Annotated in this window: 12 protein-coding genes; 10 read left to right on the top strand and 2 right to left on the bottom strand. The window is 44.7% G+C overall.

The genetic code is table 11. From position 1 onward, the window contains the following. Positions 1-192, bottom strand: coding sequence for a hypothetical protein (locus tag AAAT87_RS06605; protein ID WP_349226005.1), 192 nt, complete (start codon positions 190-192; stop codon positions 1-3). Positions 193-399: 207 nt separating this feature from the next. Here AAAT87_RS06605 and AAAT87_RS06600 point away from each other — a divergent pair, with 207 nt between their 5' ends. The 3 genes from AAAT87_RS06600 (at position 400) to AAAT87_RS06590 (ending at position 2,081) form a co-directional block, all read left to right on the top strand. After that, entirely contained in the window at positions 400-1,275 is an 876-nt protein-coding gene (locus AAAT87_RS06600; protein ID WP_349226004.1) for an Rpn family recombination-promoting nuclease/putative transposase, read from the top strand. 44 nt (positions 1,276-1,319) lie between these two features. After that, positions 1,320-1,670 (top strand): Rpn/YhgA-type helix-turn-helix domain-containing protein, encoded by a 351-nt coding sequence (locus AAAT87_RS06595; RefSeq protein WP_349226003.1) that lies wholly within the window; start codon positions 1,320-1,322, stop codon positions 1,668-1,670. Positions 1,671-1,826: 156 nt separating this feature from the next. After that, positions 1,827-2,081: an NgoBV family restriction endonuclease gene (locus tag AAAT87_RS06590; RefSeq protein WP_349226002.1), complete on the top strand. Its 255-nt coding sequence runs from the start codon at positions 1,827-1,829 to the stop codon at positions 2,079-2,081. Positions 2,082-3,253: 1,172 nt separating this feature from the next. Here AAAT87_RS06590 and AAAT87_RS06585 read toward each other — a convergent pair. Beyond that, on the bottom strand, positions 3,254-3,448 hold the full coding sequence (locus AAAT87_RS06585; protein WP_349226001.1) for a hypothetical protein: 195 nt from the start codon (positions 3,446-3,448) through the stop codon (positions 3,254-3,256). Positions 3,449-3,686: 238 nt separating this feature from the next. Here AAAT87_RS06585 and AAAT87_RS06580 point away from each other — a divergent pair, with 238 nt between their 5' ends. The 7 genes from AAAT87_RS06580 to AAAT87_RS06550 all read left to right on the top strand — a co-directional run. After that, positions 3,687-6,947, top strand: coding sequence for a helicase-related protein (locus AAAT87_RS06580; RefSeq protein ID WP_349226000.1), 3,261 nt, complete (start codon positions 3,687-3,689; stop codon positions 6,945-6,947). Between the two features lies 1 nt (position 6,948). Continuing rightward, on the top strand, positions 6,949-7,623 hold the full coding sequence (locus AAAT87_RS06575) for a DUF4391 domain-containing protein (protein ID WP_349225999.1): 675 nt from the start codon (positions 6,949-6,951) through the stop codon (positions 7,621-7,623). A gap of 70 nt (positions 7,624-7,693) precedes the next feature. Then, a complete protein-coding gene (locus tag AAAT87_RS06570; protein ID WP_349225998.1) occupies positions 7,694-9,664 on the top strand; it encodes a site-specific DNA-methyltransferase in 1,971 nt (656 codons plus the stop codon). Between the two features lie 4 nt (positions 9,665-9,668). Then, complete coding sequence (locus AAAT87_RS06565; protein WP_349225997.1) at positions 9,669-12,758, top strand: type III restriction-modification system endonuclease; 3,090 nt, start codon at positions 9,669-9,671, stop codon at positions 12,756-12,758. A 208-nt stretch (positions 12,759-12,966) separates the two neighbouring features. Continuing rightward, positions 12,967-13,401, top strand: a complete 435-nt coding sequence (locus AAAT87_RS06560) for a hypothetical protein (protein ID WP_349225996.1) — start codon at positions 12,967-12,969, stop codon at positions 13,399-13,401. Positions 13,402-13,756: 355 nt separating this feature from the next. Further along, a complete protein-coding gene (locus AAAT87_RS06555) occupies positions 13,757-14,260 on the top strand; it encodes a hypothetical protein (protein ID WP_153096689.1) in 504 nt (167 codons plus the stop codon). Positions 14,261-14,618: 358 nt separating this feature from the next. After that, the coding region (locus tag AAAT87_RS06550) for a BRO family protein (RefSeq protein WP_349225995.1) at positions 14,619-15,632 on the top strand (1,014 nt) is incomplete at its 3' end.

The following is a 15,632-nucleotide window of genomic DNA, read 5'->3' as shown; positions in this document are numbered from 1 at the left end:
TTATGGAGCTTTGGGAGCAAGCAATTGTAACAAAGTGAGGTCGGCCATACTAACCTCATTTCTGATTTTACTGATGATGCGCTTGTCATGTTCTGAAAAATTCTCGGCTCTTTCTAACGCATTTGCCAGAATTCCTTCTGCCATCCTTAGTTGGTCAACGAACCATCTCATGTCATTTGATACTTTCTTCATAATTCTTTTGTTTTGATTCTATGTCGCGAAGATACAAAAGAATCCGAATAATCGGATACCATTTCATCTTTCTTATATTTTTCGCGCACTTATAAATATTTTCCCCTTGCCAGCAACTTTTTATAAAACTTTCTCCCGGTTTTCTTGCATGTTTCGAAATAAAAGTTTATCTTTGCGGCAGATTTACAGAATCTAAATTGATAATTTATGGGTAGATACATCAACCCCTTTACCGACTGGGGCTTCAAGCGTCTCTTCGGTCAAGAGTTCAGCAAGGACTTGCTGATAAATTTTTTGAACGACCTGTTTGAAGGCGAGTTTCAAATCAAGGACGTAACATTCAAGGATAAGGAACAACCTGGAGATACTAATGATCTCCGTGGCTGCATCTTCGATATCTATTGTGTTACCGACGATGATAAACATTTCATCGTTGAGATGCAGAACAGATGGGTACCTTTCTTTGTGAATCGTTCCATCTATTATGCTAGTAAGGCTTTTGTTGCCCAGCGCAAGAAGTTTGATGAAGCTGGTGTCCGCACAGCTGTTTTATACCAGTTTGTGCCGGTTTATGTGGTTTGCATCATGAATTTTATGCCAAGGGAGCATGAGGTGACAAAGTTTAGGACAGACGTGGCTTTAAGGGAGAAGTCTAGCGACTCTATGTTTTCTGATAAGCTTCGTTTCATCTATCTTTCTCTTCCTTTCTTTGATAAGAGTGAGGAAGAATGCGAGACTGGTTTTGAAAAATGGATTTACGTATTGAAGTATATGGAAGTATTGGAAAGATTGCCGTTTACGGCGCAGAAGAAGATATTCAATCATCTAGCTAAATTGGCGGATGTTCGTTGCTTGAGTAGTGAGGAGCAAGAAAAATACGATGAAAGTATTAAGGCTGTTGATGATTACTACTCCGGTCTTTATGGCTCGTATGTTGAAGGCGAGGAAAAGGGAATTGCTAAAGGTATTGCTAAAGAAAAGTTAGACACAGCTTACCGCCTTTTGTCAATGGGTCTTTCTGAAGCGCAAGTATCAACGGCCACCGAGCTTCCGCTGGAGGAAATTCAGAAAATGAGGAAATAAGAACTGGCATTGAAAAATTGATTTATGTATTGAAGTATAAGGAAATGGATGAAGTATTTAAAAATTTGCCTTTAGCGGAACAAAAGAAGATGCTCGATCATCTTGCAAAATTGCCAGATGTTCGTTTCTTGAGTAGTGAGGAGCGGGAAAAATACGATGAAAGTATCAAGGCTGTTGACGACTACTACTCTGGCCTTTATGGCTCTTATGTAGAAGGAGAGAAAAAGGGAATAGCTAAAGGTATAGCTAAAGGTAGAGCAGAAGCTCGTGCAGAAGGTGAATTATCTAAAGGTTTGACAATAGCCTGTAACTTGTTGTCAATGGGTATGTCTTGGTCGCAAATCATGCAGGCTACTGGATTGACAGAAGAAGAATTGAAGCCGCTTCAGCCGTAGTGTATATTTCGGCTGCTCCCTTTCGGCTTGCCCCACACGCCCTGAAGGGGCAGAAGCTCCTAGCCCAGGGCAACCCCCTGGGTATTAATGAAATATAAACCAACGCCCTGTAAGGGCAAAAGCTTTAAAAATATTCGAATTTTAAACTATAGGCTTATGGTACATGTAAATGAAACAATAGTTATAAAGAGCTCTTCTCCCAAGACCAAAGGTAATGTATCAAATTGGTCGCTCGTAAAATACAAGATGGAGAATGGTGTGGTAGAGATAGAGCGAATATGGTTGAAGAACCTTTGGGAGATATGCAGCACAAGTGGAACATGGCCTGTCAAGGTGCAGTATAAGAACAAGGTGATAGTTAATATTCGCCCTGCCATTTGGTATTCATCTCAATATCCCAAGATGGAATGATATAGCAAATAAATACACAAATGAATCTACAAAATGATAAAGAAAAGTAAATTTTACATTGGATTATGCAGTCTCATTACTGTTCTGGCAATTATTATCATCTGTCTGGTCGACCATGTGTATTATATGACCTGCCCTACATGTAATGGTGAGGGTGATGCTTGGGTTAAATGTGACCGATGTGATGGAGAAAAAATTGTCCGCTGCGATTATTGTGATGGAACTCAAGTGGTGACATGTAGAGCTTGTGGCGGAGAAGGAGGCGAACGTTGTTTTCATTGCCAAGGAACAGGCGGAAAAGAATGTATTTTTTGCCAGGGAGAAGGAGGCAAACGTTGTGGTATGTGTTTGGGGGCAGGAATAGATTCCCGTGGAGAAACCTGTTTCTTTTGCAAAGGCAGAGGAGTGCAAAGATGTACGATGTGCCAAGGTAGTGGCAAGGAGAGGTGTTCCATGTGCAGAGGCAGGGGAATAAGCATTTGTGTTTCCTGTGGCGGTCAAGGTGTTGTGGAGTGTAAGCATTGTCATGGGCAAGGAGCTGTCACTTGCCCGAAATGTAACGCTGAAGGCAAAGTCTTTGGCGAGTGTCCTACTTGTAAAGGACGTGGTAAAGTAGAAAAGTAATCTGTCCATCGTAGTTTTGACTTGGTGTCCAAGCAAGATAGTTATGGTTCTAATGCCTTGAACTTTACCCTACGAAGAATATATATCAGTTTATCTTGGTCAATAAGGTGAATGGTCAAGCATGGCATTTGCAATGGGGGGATATAAATCGTTGGCTCAGAATAATGAAGAATCCGTATCTTCCAAAGTCGAGTTTGACAAAAATGACTTTGACCAAAAATGCCCCCCAAAAAATGAGGGTGTGTCATAAGCCACATCCCATACGCCCTGTAAGGGCGAAAGCTTTGTATATAGCCCAGTATTTTAAAGCTTTTGCCCTTACAGGGCGACAAGTTTGTATCCGTAATTACCCAGGGCGATGCTCTGGGCTAGGAGCTTCTGCCCTTTCAGGGCGTATTGGGTAATTTCAACCGTACAGGTCGCAAAAATTTCTGCCAAAAATTTGGTGTTTCCAAATGATTCAATCCCTCTGGCGAACAATATTGGACTTTTGAGTTGCTGGATGTTGAAACTGCAGAAAGAACAGAGTATGTAAGAAAGATAGTAGCTCATAATGGGGCTATGGGAGAGAGCAGTTGCAATAATGTGAGGTCAGCCATATCAACCACCCTTCTTATTTTACTGATGATGCGCTTGTCGTGTTCTGAAAAATTCTCGGCTCTTTCTAACGCATTTGCCAGAATTCCTTCTGCCATCCTTAGTTGGTCAACGAACCATCTCATGTCATTTGATACTTTCTTCATAATTCTTTTCTTTTGATTCTATTTCGCGAAGATACAAAAGAATCCGAATAATCGGATATCATTTCATCTTTCTTATATTTTTCGCGCACTTATAAACATTCTCCCCTTCCTGATAACTTTTTCTAAACTTTTCCCCAATTTTCTTGCGTGTTTCGAAATATTGTTGTACTTTTGAAGGAGTAAGTGTATTAAAATTGCACTTTTGGTAGCGTAACTATCTGATTATTAGGTGAAACTTATGGAATTGATTAAGGTTATAAACAACGTGTCAGAACGGGTAGTAGATGATTTGAAGTCCAAATTATCTGAAGGATCTCGTGTGTCAATAGCTGCAGCCTCTTTTTCCATCTATGCTTTCGAAGCATTGAAGGAAGAACTGGAGAACGTTGATGAGTTGCGTTTTATCTTCACTTCGCCTACTTTCATCAAGGATAAGGTGAAGAAGGAGAAGCGTGAGTTCTTCATTCCAAAACTCAACCGTGAGCGCAATCTTTATGGCTCCGACTTCGAAATCAAACTCCGTAACAAACTGGAGCAGAAAGCCATCGCCAAGGAATGCGCCAACTGGATAAGACGCAAGGTGAAGTTCAAATCAAATGTGTCACAGGAGTCGATGGTCGGCTTTATTCACGTAAACGGCACTGCCCCTTATGTCTATGCACCCTTCAATGAGTTTACCACCACAGAATTGGGATGCGAGCGGGGGAATAGCTTATATTCCATGATCAATGTGATGCCCTCACCTTTCGCCGAGCAGTATCTGAACGTATTCAATGAACAGTGGAAGAATGGCGATAAGTTCGAGGATGTAACTGCCAAGGTGCTGGAATACATTGAAACCGTTTATCAGGAAAATTCACCCGAGTTTATCTACTTCATCACGCTATATAATATCTTCAGCGAGTTTCTCGATGATATCAACGAGGATGTTCTTCCTAACGAGAAGACCGGCTTCCGGGAAAGCGTGATTTGGAAAAAACTTTATAATTTCCAAAAGGATGCAGCCCTGGCTATCATCAATAAACTCGAAAAATACAACGGCTGCATCCTTGCTGATTCTGTGGGTCTGGGTAAAACCTTCACAGCGCTGAGCGTCATCAAGTATTACGAAAACCGCAACAAGTCGGTGCTCGTATTATGCCCTAAGAAGCTCTATGACAACTGGAGCACCTTCAAGACTAATTACAAAAACAACCCTCTTGCCGCCGACCGCCTTCGCTATGATATCCTGTTTCACAGCGATTTAAGCCGAGATAGAGGTATGTCAAACGGAATTGATCTTGAAAGAATCAACTGGGGTAACTACGACCTGATAGTCATAGACGAAAGCCACAATTTCCGCAATGGCGGTAATGTGGATGACGAGGATGATGAGGCTGACAACCTGGATATCGTAGATGATGGTAAGAAGAAGGAAAACCGCTATCAGCGACTGATGAACAAGGTAATTAGAGCAGGAATCAAGACAAAAGTCCTGATGCTGAGTGCCACTCCAGTCAACAACCGTTTCAACGACCTGAAGAACCAGTTGCAACTGGCATACGAAGGACATGCTGAGCAAATCAATGAGGTTCTTGACATCGACCGCAGCATAGATGATGTGTTCCGTTCTGCACAGTTGGCATACAACCGATGGACCAAGTTGCAGCCCAAAGAGCGCACCACACAACGCCTGCTTGAAGAACTGAACTTCGATTTCTTCGAATTGCTGGATGCGGTTACCATCGCCCGAAGCCGAAGCCACATCGTGAAATACTACGATACAAAGGATATCGGTAAGTTCCCTACCAGATTGGCTCCTATATCCCGCCGCCCAAAGTTGACGGATTTGAGCGATAGTATCTCTTTCAGCGAGATTGCTGAACAGCTGAACAGGCTGAATCTGAGCATCTATACGCCGTCACTCTATATCTTTGATAGCGTGAAGGAGGATTATGAAATCAATATGGAAGGCTCGGGTATCTCTATCGACGGACGCGAGAAAGGTCTCCGCAAGCTGATGGCTACCAACCTGCTCAAACGTCTGGAGAGCAGCGTCAACTCCTTCCGTCTTACCTTGCAGCGCATCCAGGAATATATAGACGAAACGCTGAATACCATTGAAAGCAATGGGCGCAGCGGTTCTGTGGATGTTACCGAGTTTACGGATGATTTGGATAGCACAGATAGCGATAACGACCCATTTGTGGGCAGAAATTCCAAAATCAATCTCCGGGATATTGATGTGGTTCGCTGGTCACGTGATCTTCGCAGCGACCAGGAGAATCTTGCCCTGCTTCAGATTATGCTCCAGGATATTTCTCCCGAGCACGACTCCAAGCTGCAGATGCTCATCGAAGATTTGAAACACAAGTTTGAGCATCCCATCAATCCGGGCAACAAGAAGGTGATTATCTTTACAGCCTTTGCTGATACCGCCAACTATCTGTACGACCAGTTGGCAGCACGCATCAAGGCGGATTGTGGGTTGAATGTGGCACTTATCACGGGTTCTACGGATGGCAAATGCACCATACCGAAGTTCCCGATGAGTTTCAACAATGTGCTGACCTATTTCTCGCCCGTATCGAAAGACCGGGCAGCTCTCTTCCCGAATGCCACCGAGGAGATTGATGTGCTCATTGCCACCGACTGCATTTCCGAGGGCCAGAACCTGCAGGATTGTGATTTCCTCATCAACTATGATATCCATTGGAATCCAGTGCGCATCATCCAGCGCTTCGGCCGTGTGGACCGTATCGGCAGCAGAAACGATGTCATCCAGCTGGTTAACTACTGGCCGGATATGGAGCTGGACCAGTATATCGAACTGAAAGGCCGTGTGGAGAGCCGTATGAAGGCCACTGTCCTCACCAGTACGGGCGACGACAACCTGTTGTCGCAGAACGAGAAGGGCGACCTGGAATACCGCAAGAACCAGCTCAGGAAGCTTCAGGAAGAGGTGATGGACATAGAGGATATGGATACCGGCATCAACATCATGGATTTGGGTCTGAATGAATTCCGCCTCGACCTGCTGGCATACGTCAAGGAAAATCCGAATGTAGAGCACTCGCCGTTTGGTATGAATGCGGTGGTGGCAAGTTCGGAGAACGCCAAGCCGGGCGTTATCTTCATCCTGAAGAATCGGAACAGGAATATCAATATCGATAGGAAGAACCTGCTGCATCCGTTCTATATGGTGTATCTGGGCGAAGATGGCTCCGTCATCTGCGACCACCTGCAGCCTAAGAAACTGCTCGATGTGATGCGCCACGTTTGCCGAGGCAAGAGTCAGCCGGATAAGGAGTTGTGTGCCATCATCAACCGGGAAACGGCTGATGGCCGCCAGATGAGCCATTACAGTGATATGTTGGCGAAGGCGGTTGACAGCATCATTTCTGTGAAGGAAGAGTCGGATATCGACAGCCTGTTCTCCATGGGCGAGACGAGTGCCTTGCTGGGAGATGCCAAGGGGCTGGATGACTTTGAGTTAATAACATTCTTAATTATCAGATAGTATGATAGATTTACATTATCCTCCAACCACGTTTGTTGGCAAGCCTGTTCCCAAGAACGCTTTCTACAGGCATCTGGAAGTGAATGCGAAGATGAAGCAGCACTTCGTAGATGATGTGGTGGCCATCAAGTGGCTCTATAAGCTGGCGCCTTCCACCCTCAATGTGGCAGATGGCAAGGAGGTTCACGAGATTGTGGTCTTTTCTGCGCAGCTGAAGTCGCAGGATTGTCCGGATGATGTCTTCCTCTTCATCGATAGGAACATGCCTCGCCACGTGGTGTTTGTTCTGGAATATGAGGGGCAGTATAAGCTGCTGCTCAACTATAAGGAATGGCTGGATGCTGCAGCTGGAACCTTCAGGATAGTGAAGTCTTTCGCTTCGGAATGGCTCCGTGAGGCAGATTTGTCTTTGCCTATCCAGGGGCTTACGATGGATGCCATCTATGAAAATATGGCAGGTGTGATTTCCGGCTATGGCACGAGCAATAGCGAGGAAACCAAGCGTATGGTGGAGCTGGAGTCCTTGATACAGAAAGGCAGGAAAGAGATAGCAGCCTTGCAGAAGCGGGTTCGGACTGAAAAGCAGTTTAACCGCCAGCTGGAGCTGAACAACGAGGCTCGGGCGTTGAAGAAGAAGGTTGCTGAATGGGAAAAAGAAATGAAAGATTTTTCCTGATTCAGCAAAAGTGTACGAGTTCGTACACTATATGGAAATAATGAAGAATAATTTATAAAATATAGATAATATGGATAGACCAAATAGAATGGAATTGCAGTCGGCAGATGGAGCGCAGCTGAATCTGGATGCGCTTTATCAGATTGCGCCTTCGTGCTTTACGGAGGTAGCTGATGCCGATACGGGGGGGGTAAAACGTGTAGTTAATTTTGACGTACTTCGCCAGCTTCTTGGTGACAACGCAGTGGAGGATGCTCCTGAGGCATACGAGTTCAACTGGGTTGGCAAACAGGCAGCTCGTGCCGAAGTTTTGAAGCCTATTAAGAAGACGCTGCGTCCTGTAAAGGAGGATAGTGTGGATTGGGACAACACCCAAAACCTTTATATTGAGGGTGATAACCTCGAAGTGCTTAAACTTCTCCAGAAGTCTTATCTGGGCAAGGTAAAGATGATTTATATTGATCCGCCTTACAATACGGGAAAGGACTTTATATATCATGATGATTTTGCAATGTCTGTCGATGAGTATGCTGAGGCTTCAGATTCGGTAGATGAATTAGGTAATAAATATATCAAGAACATGGATTCGAATGGACGTTTTCATTCGGATTGGTGCTCTATGATTTATTCGAGACTAATGGTGGCGAGAACGCTGCTTAGTGAGGATGGAGTGATTTTTATTAGTATTGGTGAAAAAGAGTCTGCAAATTTAGCAAAAATTGCAGATGAAATATTTGGTACATCAAATAGACTCGCATTCTTTTGTTGGAGAACTGATGGTAATTTTGATAATCAAGCAAGAATTAAAAATTGTCACGAATATATATATTTATATGCAAAAAATGAAACGCAAATTCTACTTCCTAAAGCAATAGATCCTAATATTCCGAAAGATAGTAAGATCTTTAAACAAGAAATAAGAAATACGATCATAAAAAATGGTCCCAAAAATCCAGTTTGTGATGTTGTGATTCCTATAGGTTTTCCTTGCGAGATAGAAAATTTTGTTATCAAAAAAGACAGTGTAGTCTGGCCTAAGTATTCCGATGATGTTATTATAGAAAATTTTAAAACAACAAACAAGGTTGTTGCTTCAACAGGATGGGCTTCAAGAGCACAGTTAGTTGAATTTATAGAAAATGATTATAATCCAGTTGTTGATACAAAGGGGCAAAGTACGGTATTTGTATTAACTAAGACTGGCGCAATAGAAACTATTAAAAAGCGTGGAGAGGTGAGTCATGTAATTTCTTTCCTGAATGGAATGGGTGGAACTCAAAAGGCAACAGCTGATATGGGAGAATTAGGAAATTATTTTGATTATCCAAAACCTGTTGTTTTAATGAAATATTTATCTAAGATGTATTCGGAAAAAGACGATATAGTTCTTGACTTCTTCTCTGGTTCTGCCACCACCGCTCACGCCGTGATGCAGCTCAACGCCGAAGATGGAGGCAACCGTAAATTCATCATGGTTCAGATTCCTGAAGAAACTCCGGAAGATAGCGAGGCAAGAAAGGCTGGCTATAATACCATCCCAGAAATCGCCAGGGAGCGTATTCGCCGTGCCGGCAAGAAAATCAAGGAGGAATCTCCTCTTACTACTGCCGACCTCGATACCGGCTTCCGTGTCTTCCGTCTCGACGAAGGCAATTACGAGGATGTAAAACGTTCTCCAAAGGAATTCAAGCAAGACCAGCTCGATCTGTTCTTGAACAACATCAAGACCGACCGAAACGACCTCGACCTGCTCTTTGGATGCATGCTCGACTGGGGCGTTCAGCTCTCTCTGCCTATGACCCAGGAAGTGGTGGATGGCAAGACCATCTATACCGTGAACGACGGCGACCTGGTGGCCTGCTTCGCAGAGAACGTTTCAGAAGACGTAGTTAAGGCCATGGCAGAAAAGATGCCTTTGCGTGTCATTTTCCGTGACAGTTGCTTTGCCCAGGATGCCGACAAGATTAATATCTACGAGACCTTCAAGCAGAAACTGGATTGGAGCGACCAGGAAGTAGTGAAGAATATTAGAGTGATTTAAGCCTATGAAACTCAGATATAAACATCAACGCTTCCAAACCGAAGCGGCGCTGGCTGTGGCTAATGCCTTTACAGGTCAGCCCAAAAGCGACGGACAGAGCGACCATATCGTGGACCAGGGAGTAAATCAAGACCTCTTTGTAGTAAAGGGTTTTGGCAACAAGAACGTTATTCTCGCACCGGAAGCCGTCTGCGAGAATGTAAGAGCCATACAGACAGAACAGGGGCTGAAACCCGTAGAACAACTGCAGCAGCTGCAAGGCGTAGGTACCGCCCTCACCATCGAAATGGAGACGGGTACGGGTAAAACCTATACCTACATCAAGACCATGTATGAACTGAATGCCCGCTATGGCTGGACCAAGTTTGTGGTGGTGGTGCCAAGCATCGCCATCCGAGAAGGTGTATTGAAGAGCTTTGAGAGCATGCAGGAGCATTTTGCCCAGGAATACGGCAAGCGCATGCAATACTTTATGTATAACTCCAAGCAGCTCAGTAAGATAGATGCCTTTGCCAGCGATGCAGGCATGCACGTGATGATTATCAATACCCAGGCATTCAACGCATCTATGGATGAGGAGAAGTCAACCGATAAGATGGAGAAAGGCAAGTTGAAGAAAGCTGACAAGGCAGCCCGCATCATCTTCGAACGACGTGATGAGTTCGGTTCCCGCCGTCCTATCGACGTGCTGGCACAGACCCATCCTATCATGATTATCGATGAACCTCAGACGGTATTGGGTGTGGACAAGAAAAACAAGACCCGTAAGGGTATTGCCATGTTCAAGCCGCTCTTCACCCTTCTGTATAGCGCCACCCACCGCAAGGGCGATATATATAATATGGTGTATAAGCTGGATGCCATCGATGCCTACAACCAGAAACTGGTGAAGAAGATAGAGGTGAAGGGTATCAGGCAGGTAGGCAGTACCGCCACCAACGGCTACGTCTATCTGGAGGAAATCGTCATCGGCAAGGGCAATCCGCAGGCTCGCATCAGCTTCGACATCAAGACGCAGACTGGAACAAAACAGGTAAGCAAACTCGTGGATGAGCGCTTCAACCTGAAGGAACAGAGTGGGGGACTTGCCGAGTATGACAACAACTTCATCGTAGAACGCATAGACGGCAGGCAGGGAATCGTCCGCTTCCTCAACGGCTTGACTCTGCATGAAGGCGATGCCGTGGGTAGTGTGAACGAAGACTATATCCGTCGTATTCAGATTCGTGAAACCATCCGCACCCATCTGGAGCGTGAGCGCCAGCTGTTCAGTCAGCATATCAAGGTGCTCAGTCTGTTCTTCATCGACCATGTGGATAGCTACAAAGTCTATGATAGTGAGGACTGCAAGGGTAAGTTTGCCAAGATGTTTGAGGAAGAATATACCCGAGTGCTTTCAGAAATGCTGCCATCATTTACGGATGAAGCCTATCTGCGCTATCTTTCAGACCCTCGCAATGCGGCATCCAAGGTGCATCAGGGCTACTTCTCCATGGATAAGAAGGGCAAGGCGGTGGAATCGAAGGAAAAGCAGGGCGAGAATGAAGAGCGTGCCTTCGACCTGATTATGAAGGAAAAGGAACGCCTGCTTTCGCTGAACGAGCCTGTACGCTTCATCTTCTCGCACTCCGCCTTGAAGGAAGGTTGGGACAATCCTAACGTGTTCCAGATCTGCACCTTGAAGAACTCGGACAATGAGACCAAGAAACGCCAGGAAGTGGGACGAGGAATGCGCCTTTGCGTGAATCAGAAGGGTGAACGCCAGGATGCGGATGTATTGGGTGACCATGTGTTTGAAACCAATATCCTCACCGTGATAGCCAGTGAGAGTTATGATGATTTCGCCAAGAAACTGCAGACGGAGATGGCTGAAGCCTGTGGCGACCGACCAATCGTTATCACCGCCCATCTTTTCGAGGGCAGGTCATATACGATGGCAGATGGAACCAATGGCAAGTTTGATATCAATCAGGCAAGAGCGATCTATAATGCCCTCATCCGCAAAGATTATGTGGATGATAACGGTGCTTTGACCGCTCAGTATTTTGAGGATAAGCGCAATGACAGGCTCGACTTCGGTAAGGCTAATGATTGGAGGGAGGGCATTATTGCAGCCCTTGATACCGTCTTTGATCCTGCGGCTGTAAGACCGGAGAATGGTAGAAAGCCTAAGCTCGCCAAGTTGCAGAAGGACAATTTTGCCAAGAAGGAGTTCCAGAATCTCTGGAAGCGCATCAACCGCCGCACCTACTATCAGGTAAGCTTTGAAACTTCTAGTCTTGTGAAGAAAGCCATCGAGGAACTTGATGAAAAGTTGAGGGTTACGGAAATCCGCATCGTGGTAGAAGGCGGTTCGATGGATGAAATCAGAGATAAGGAGTCGCTTGAAGCGGGCGTGGCAATGACTCAGGGCGATGTCCGAACCATCCATGTAACGGAAGCTGTGGGCAAGGAAGTGACATACGACCTGATAGGTCAGCTGGTAACTGCTACGGGGTTGACGAGAAAGACCATCGTGGAAATTCTGAAGGGTATCAAGCCGGAAACATTCAGCATGTTCAAGATGAATCCTGAGGAATTTGTCATCAAGACCGGTCTGATTATCAACGACTGCAAGGCTTCTGCTGTTATCCAGAGTATTACATACGAGAAGCTGAATGATGAGTTCTCTACCGACATCTTTACGGTGGATGCTCTGCGAGGCAAGTTGGGTATCAATGCCATAGAGTCAAAGAAGTCGCTCTACGACCTGGTAGTGCTCGACAGTATGGGTGTAGAGAAGAACTTTGCCGAGTCATTGGAACGTGAAAATGACGTGGTGGTTTATACCAAACTGCCTCGTGGTTTCTACATTAATACTCCTATGGGCAAATACAATCCCGACTGGGCTGTGGCATTCCGTGAAGGCAGCGTGAAGCATGTTTATTTTGTGGCAGAAACCAAGGGTAATGATCTTCTGGGTTCACATCTACGTGGCATCGAGAAAAGCAAGATAGCGTGTGCCAAAAAGCATTTTGCTGCCATCAGCGAGAATGGTTACATTTATGATGTAGTCACGGACTATCAGGCATTGTATAATGCTGTGACGAAATAGCCGTGGAAATGGTAATAGAATTGCCTATCCATCCATAAAAGTCGAGGAGAGGAAGTGTAGCACTAAAAATGCTCACTTTCTCTCTTTTTCATATATATTTTTGACAATCAGAAAAAAATACGCACTCTTTTTACGTCCCTTAGAGACGTAAAACGCTTGGAAATACCACCGATTATTGCTAATTTTACACGGAAAAATAAAAATAGCAATGGTTGAAGAGGCAAAAGAAATAGAAAATTCAGAATCTCCGGCTGTAAGGTTGATGAGATTATCATATATCGAGAGGATTGGAACTCTTCTCGGTATCATGATTGGTGAGGATATTTCTCCTCGGAAATCAATCGTGAATGAATTCCATGTCTCTTATGATACGATTCGGAATTTCCTGAATTTCGATTCTAAAATAAAGATTGAAACCATTCTAAAATTCTGCTATATAATAGGTCACTATCTGCATGAAGAATATGAGGCCGTAGAGAACTACAAATCTAAAAAGCATATTAAAGATAGAACCAAAAGACTTGGCCGCATCAATCAACTGCAAAGAGAATATAAAGAAATCTACGGCGCAGGAGCTGAAGCGGTGGAAGATTTGATAAAAAAGAAAGTAGATCTCCGCCAGTTTGTGAACAAGGCGGAATAATAATACAAAACAATAATAATCAATCAATACTCTTAAAAACCTCGAAAGAAATGAAAGAAATTACATGAACCACTAGGGTTTTGCTGGTCATAAGTCAACAACGCCTTGATAGCTGCCTCACCTCATGAAAATCATGGGGGCTGCCCTCTCTAACTAGTCAATGGTAGTTTTTAGTCAATCCTTCAAAAATTAAAGATTAAGAAAGGGATTATTATGGCTAAAAAAATTTTGTTTCTGTTGGTTGCGCTTTCCAATATAGGCGTAATCAGCTTGAGTGTAGGTATCGTAGTTTATCTCAACGGCAAGCGCATGTTGGAGATGACTACAAGTGTTCAACAACTAGTTAATCTGCTGAATGATGACAATAAACTTAAATGTTAATTTCGAAAATGCACCAGCTTGGCATTTTGGTCACAACATCTTCGGTGGGTTTTCTGATAAAGCATCATCTGGTTCTTCATCAGATAGCAATCTCAATGAAGCTGACTTTGAGGATGTGAATGAAGGTCAGGATAAAGGAGAAGATAAATCTGGTTTTTCTCAGAAAGTTATGCCGCTTCTGCCTTTTATCCCTCAGTTGCCTGAAGAATTAAAGAGTGAGAAGGCGGCAAGAATCCTGATGAGATTATATAAGGAGGAGATTTTAGATGAGAATTTCCAACCTCTCAATCTTTCCGGTTATCAGAAGGCGTATCTTGCATATCAGATATCCGTTGCATTGGGGATAAATAATGTATGGAAGGTGTTTTCGAGATTTTGGAATATGAAGCCTTCTGTGATGAGAACCCGTTATAATGATGCGCTTTCTATGCCTTCTATATTGGATTTTGGTGAAAAAATCAAAGAATATTTACGATAATGCGGCTTTTTGGTAAGTAGTACTAGTACGACCGTACGGGTACGCCCCATTTTTTATCCAAAATATCGCCGTACTTTTGCCCCAGATTTCAGAACGATACCGGTTCTGAGGTCTGGGGCTTTTGCGTTTTCTATCGCCAGGATGCTGGGATAGTTTTCCTGCCATGTTGTAAGTGGCGCAGCGTATCAGCCCATCGGTCTTTGACAAGGTTGATACATTTTTTATTGCAGAACTTTTTGTGAGGAAGTTAGAGGAGTTAACTCCTCAACTTAAAATATTTGCGGAAACTTTTAGCGTGTATTTTTTTACGGAGGTATCCGTCGGGTACCTTTTATATATTTACTTAATTTTTTTGCTTATGATGAATTCAAAAATTCAGAAGGCAGAGAATGGCAAGAATGCCGGCTCTGCCAAGAAGAGTGTGCAGACTGGTAAGAAGGTGGCCGACAAGAAGGAAGCCAATAAGAAACAGGCTGTACAGGTTGCTGTGTTTGAGAATCCGGAGTTCGGAACGGTTCGCACTACTATAGATGAGAAGGGCGATCCTTGGTTCTGTGCAAAGGATTTGTGTGATGTGCTCGGGTATAAGAATTCGTCTTGCGCTGTGAACCAGCATGTTAGGTCTAGCGATGTAGCAAAACGCTATGTTGCTAGACTTGCTAAAAACCGCTTTGGTGTTTGCGAAGGTAAGATGCAGGTTGTGCAGATGATCTTCGTTAACGAGAGCGGCTTCTATGCCCTGGTGCTCGGTTCGAAACTGACTACGGCGGTGAAGTTCAAGGATTGGGTTACCTCGGTGGTGCTGCCGCAGATTCGCAAGACTGGCGGTTATATCCCAGTGAAGGAGGGGGAGAGCGAGGAGGAGACGATTCGCAATGCCGAGGAGATTCTCCGGGCTACCCTGAAGAAGAAGGAGGAACTGCTGGAGCAGCAGAGAAAGCTGATCGAGGAGCAGAAGGCCCGATTAGATGGGCAGAAGGCTTGGATAGCAGACCAGGATGCTCGGTTGATTCAGCAGAAGGCTTTGCTGCATCAGCAGGAGGTGCAGATGGGACTTGACAAGAAGCTCATCGGCGAGCAGGATGTGGAAATCCGAAGACTGAATGGCGTGGTGGATGAGCAGGTGGTGAATATCGCCCGAAAGGGTGAGAACATCATCCATCTGGAGCACCAGGTGGATGGGTTGATGCCGAAGGCGATCTACTCGGACAATGTCTTGGATTCCGTTTCCTGCTTCACCACCACCCAGGTGGCGAAGGAGCTGGGTATCACGGCGCAGGAGCTGAACCGCTCATTGTGCGCCCTGCATATCCAGTATTACCAGAGCGGGCAGTACATGCTCTATGCGGAGTATGCGCACATGGGACTGGCG

This window comes from Segatella sinensis, from assembly GCF_040095255.1.
Lineage (GTDB): Bacteria > Bacteroidota > Bacteroidia > Bacteroidales > Bacteroidaceae > Prevotella > Prevotella sinensis.
This window is presented reverse-complemented; position numbering and strand designations above follow the sequence as displayed.

Excerpts from the sequence above, each read along its gene's own strand:
- AAAT87_RS06585 (WP_349226001.1), bottom strand. The coding sequence starts at position 3,448 with ATGAAGAAAGTATCAAATGACATGAGATGGTTCGTTGACCAACTAAGG.
- AAAT87_RS06555 (WP_153096689.1), top strand. The coding sequence starts at position 13,757 with ATGATGACAATAAACTTAAATGTTAATTTCGAAAATGCACCAGCTTGG.
- AAAT87_RS06590 (WP_349226002.1), top strand. The coding sequence starts at position 1,827 with ATGGTACATGTAAATGAAACAATAGTTATAAAGAGCTCTTCTCCCAAG.
- AAAT87_RS06595 (WP_349226003.1), top strand. The coding sequence starts at position 1,320 with ATGGATGAAGTATTTAAAAATTTGCCTTTAGCGGAACAAAAGAAGATG.
- AAAT87_RS06605 (WP_349226005.1), bottom strand. The coding sequence starts at position 192 with ATGAAGAAAGTATCAAATGACATGAGATGGTTCGTTGACCAACTAAGG.
- AAAT87_RS06575 (WP_349225999.1), top strand. The coding sequence starts at position 6,949 with ATGATAGATTTACATTATCCTCCAACCACGTTTGTTGGCAAGCCTGTT.
- AAAT87_RS06565 (WP_349225997.1), top strand. The coding sequence starts at position 9,669 with ATGAAACTCAGATATAAACATCAACGCTTCCAAACCGAAGCGGCGCTG.
- AAAT87_RS06580 (WP_349226000.1), top strand. The coding sequence starts at position 3,687 with ATGGAATTGATTAAGGTTATAAACAACGTGTCAGAACGGGTAGTAGAT.
- AAAT87_RS06570 (WP_349225998.1), top strand. The coding sequence starts at position 7,694 with ATGGATAGACCAAATAGAATGGAATTGCAGTCGGCAGATGGAGCGCAG.
- AAAT87_RS06600 (WP_349226004.1), top strand. The coding sequence starts at position 400 with ATGGGTAGATACATCAACCCCTTTACCGACTGGGGCTTCAAGCGTCTC.
- AAAT87_RS06560 (WP_349225996.1), top strand. The coding sequence starts at position 12,967 with ATGGTTGAAGAGGCAAAAGAAATAGAAAATTCAGAATCTCCGGCTGTA.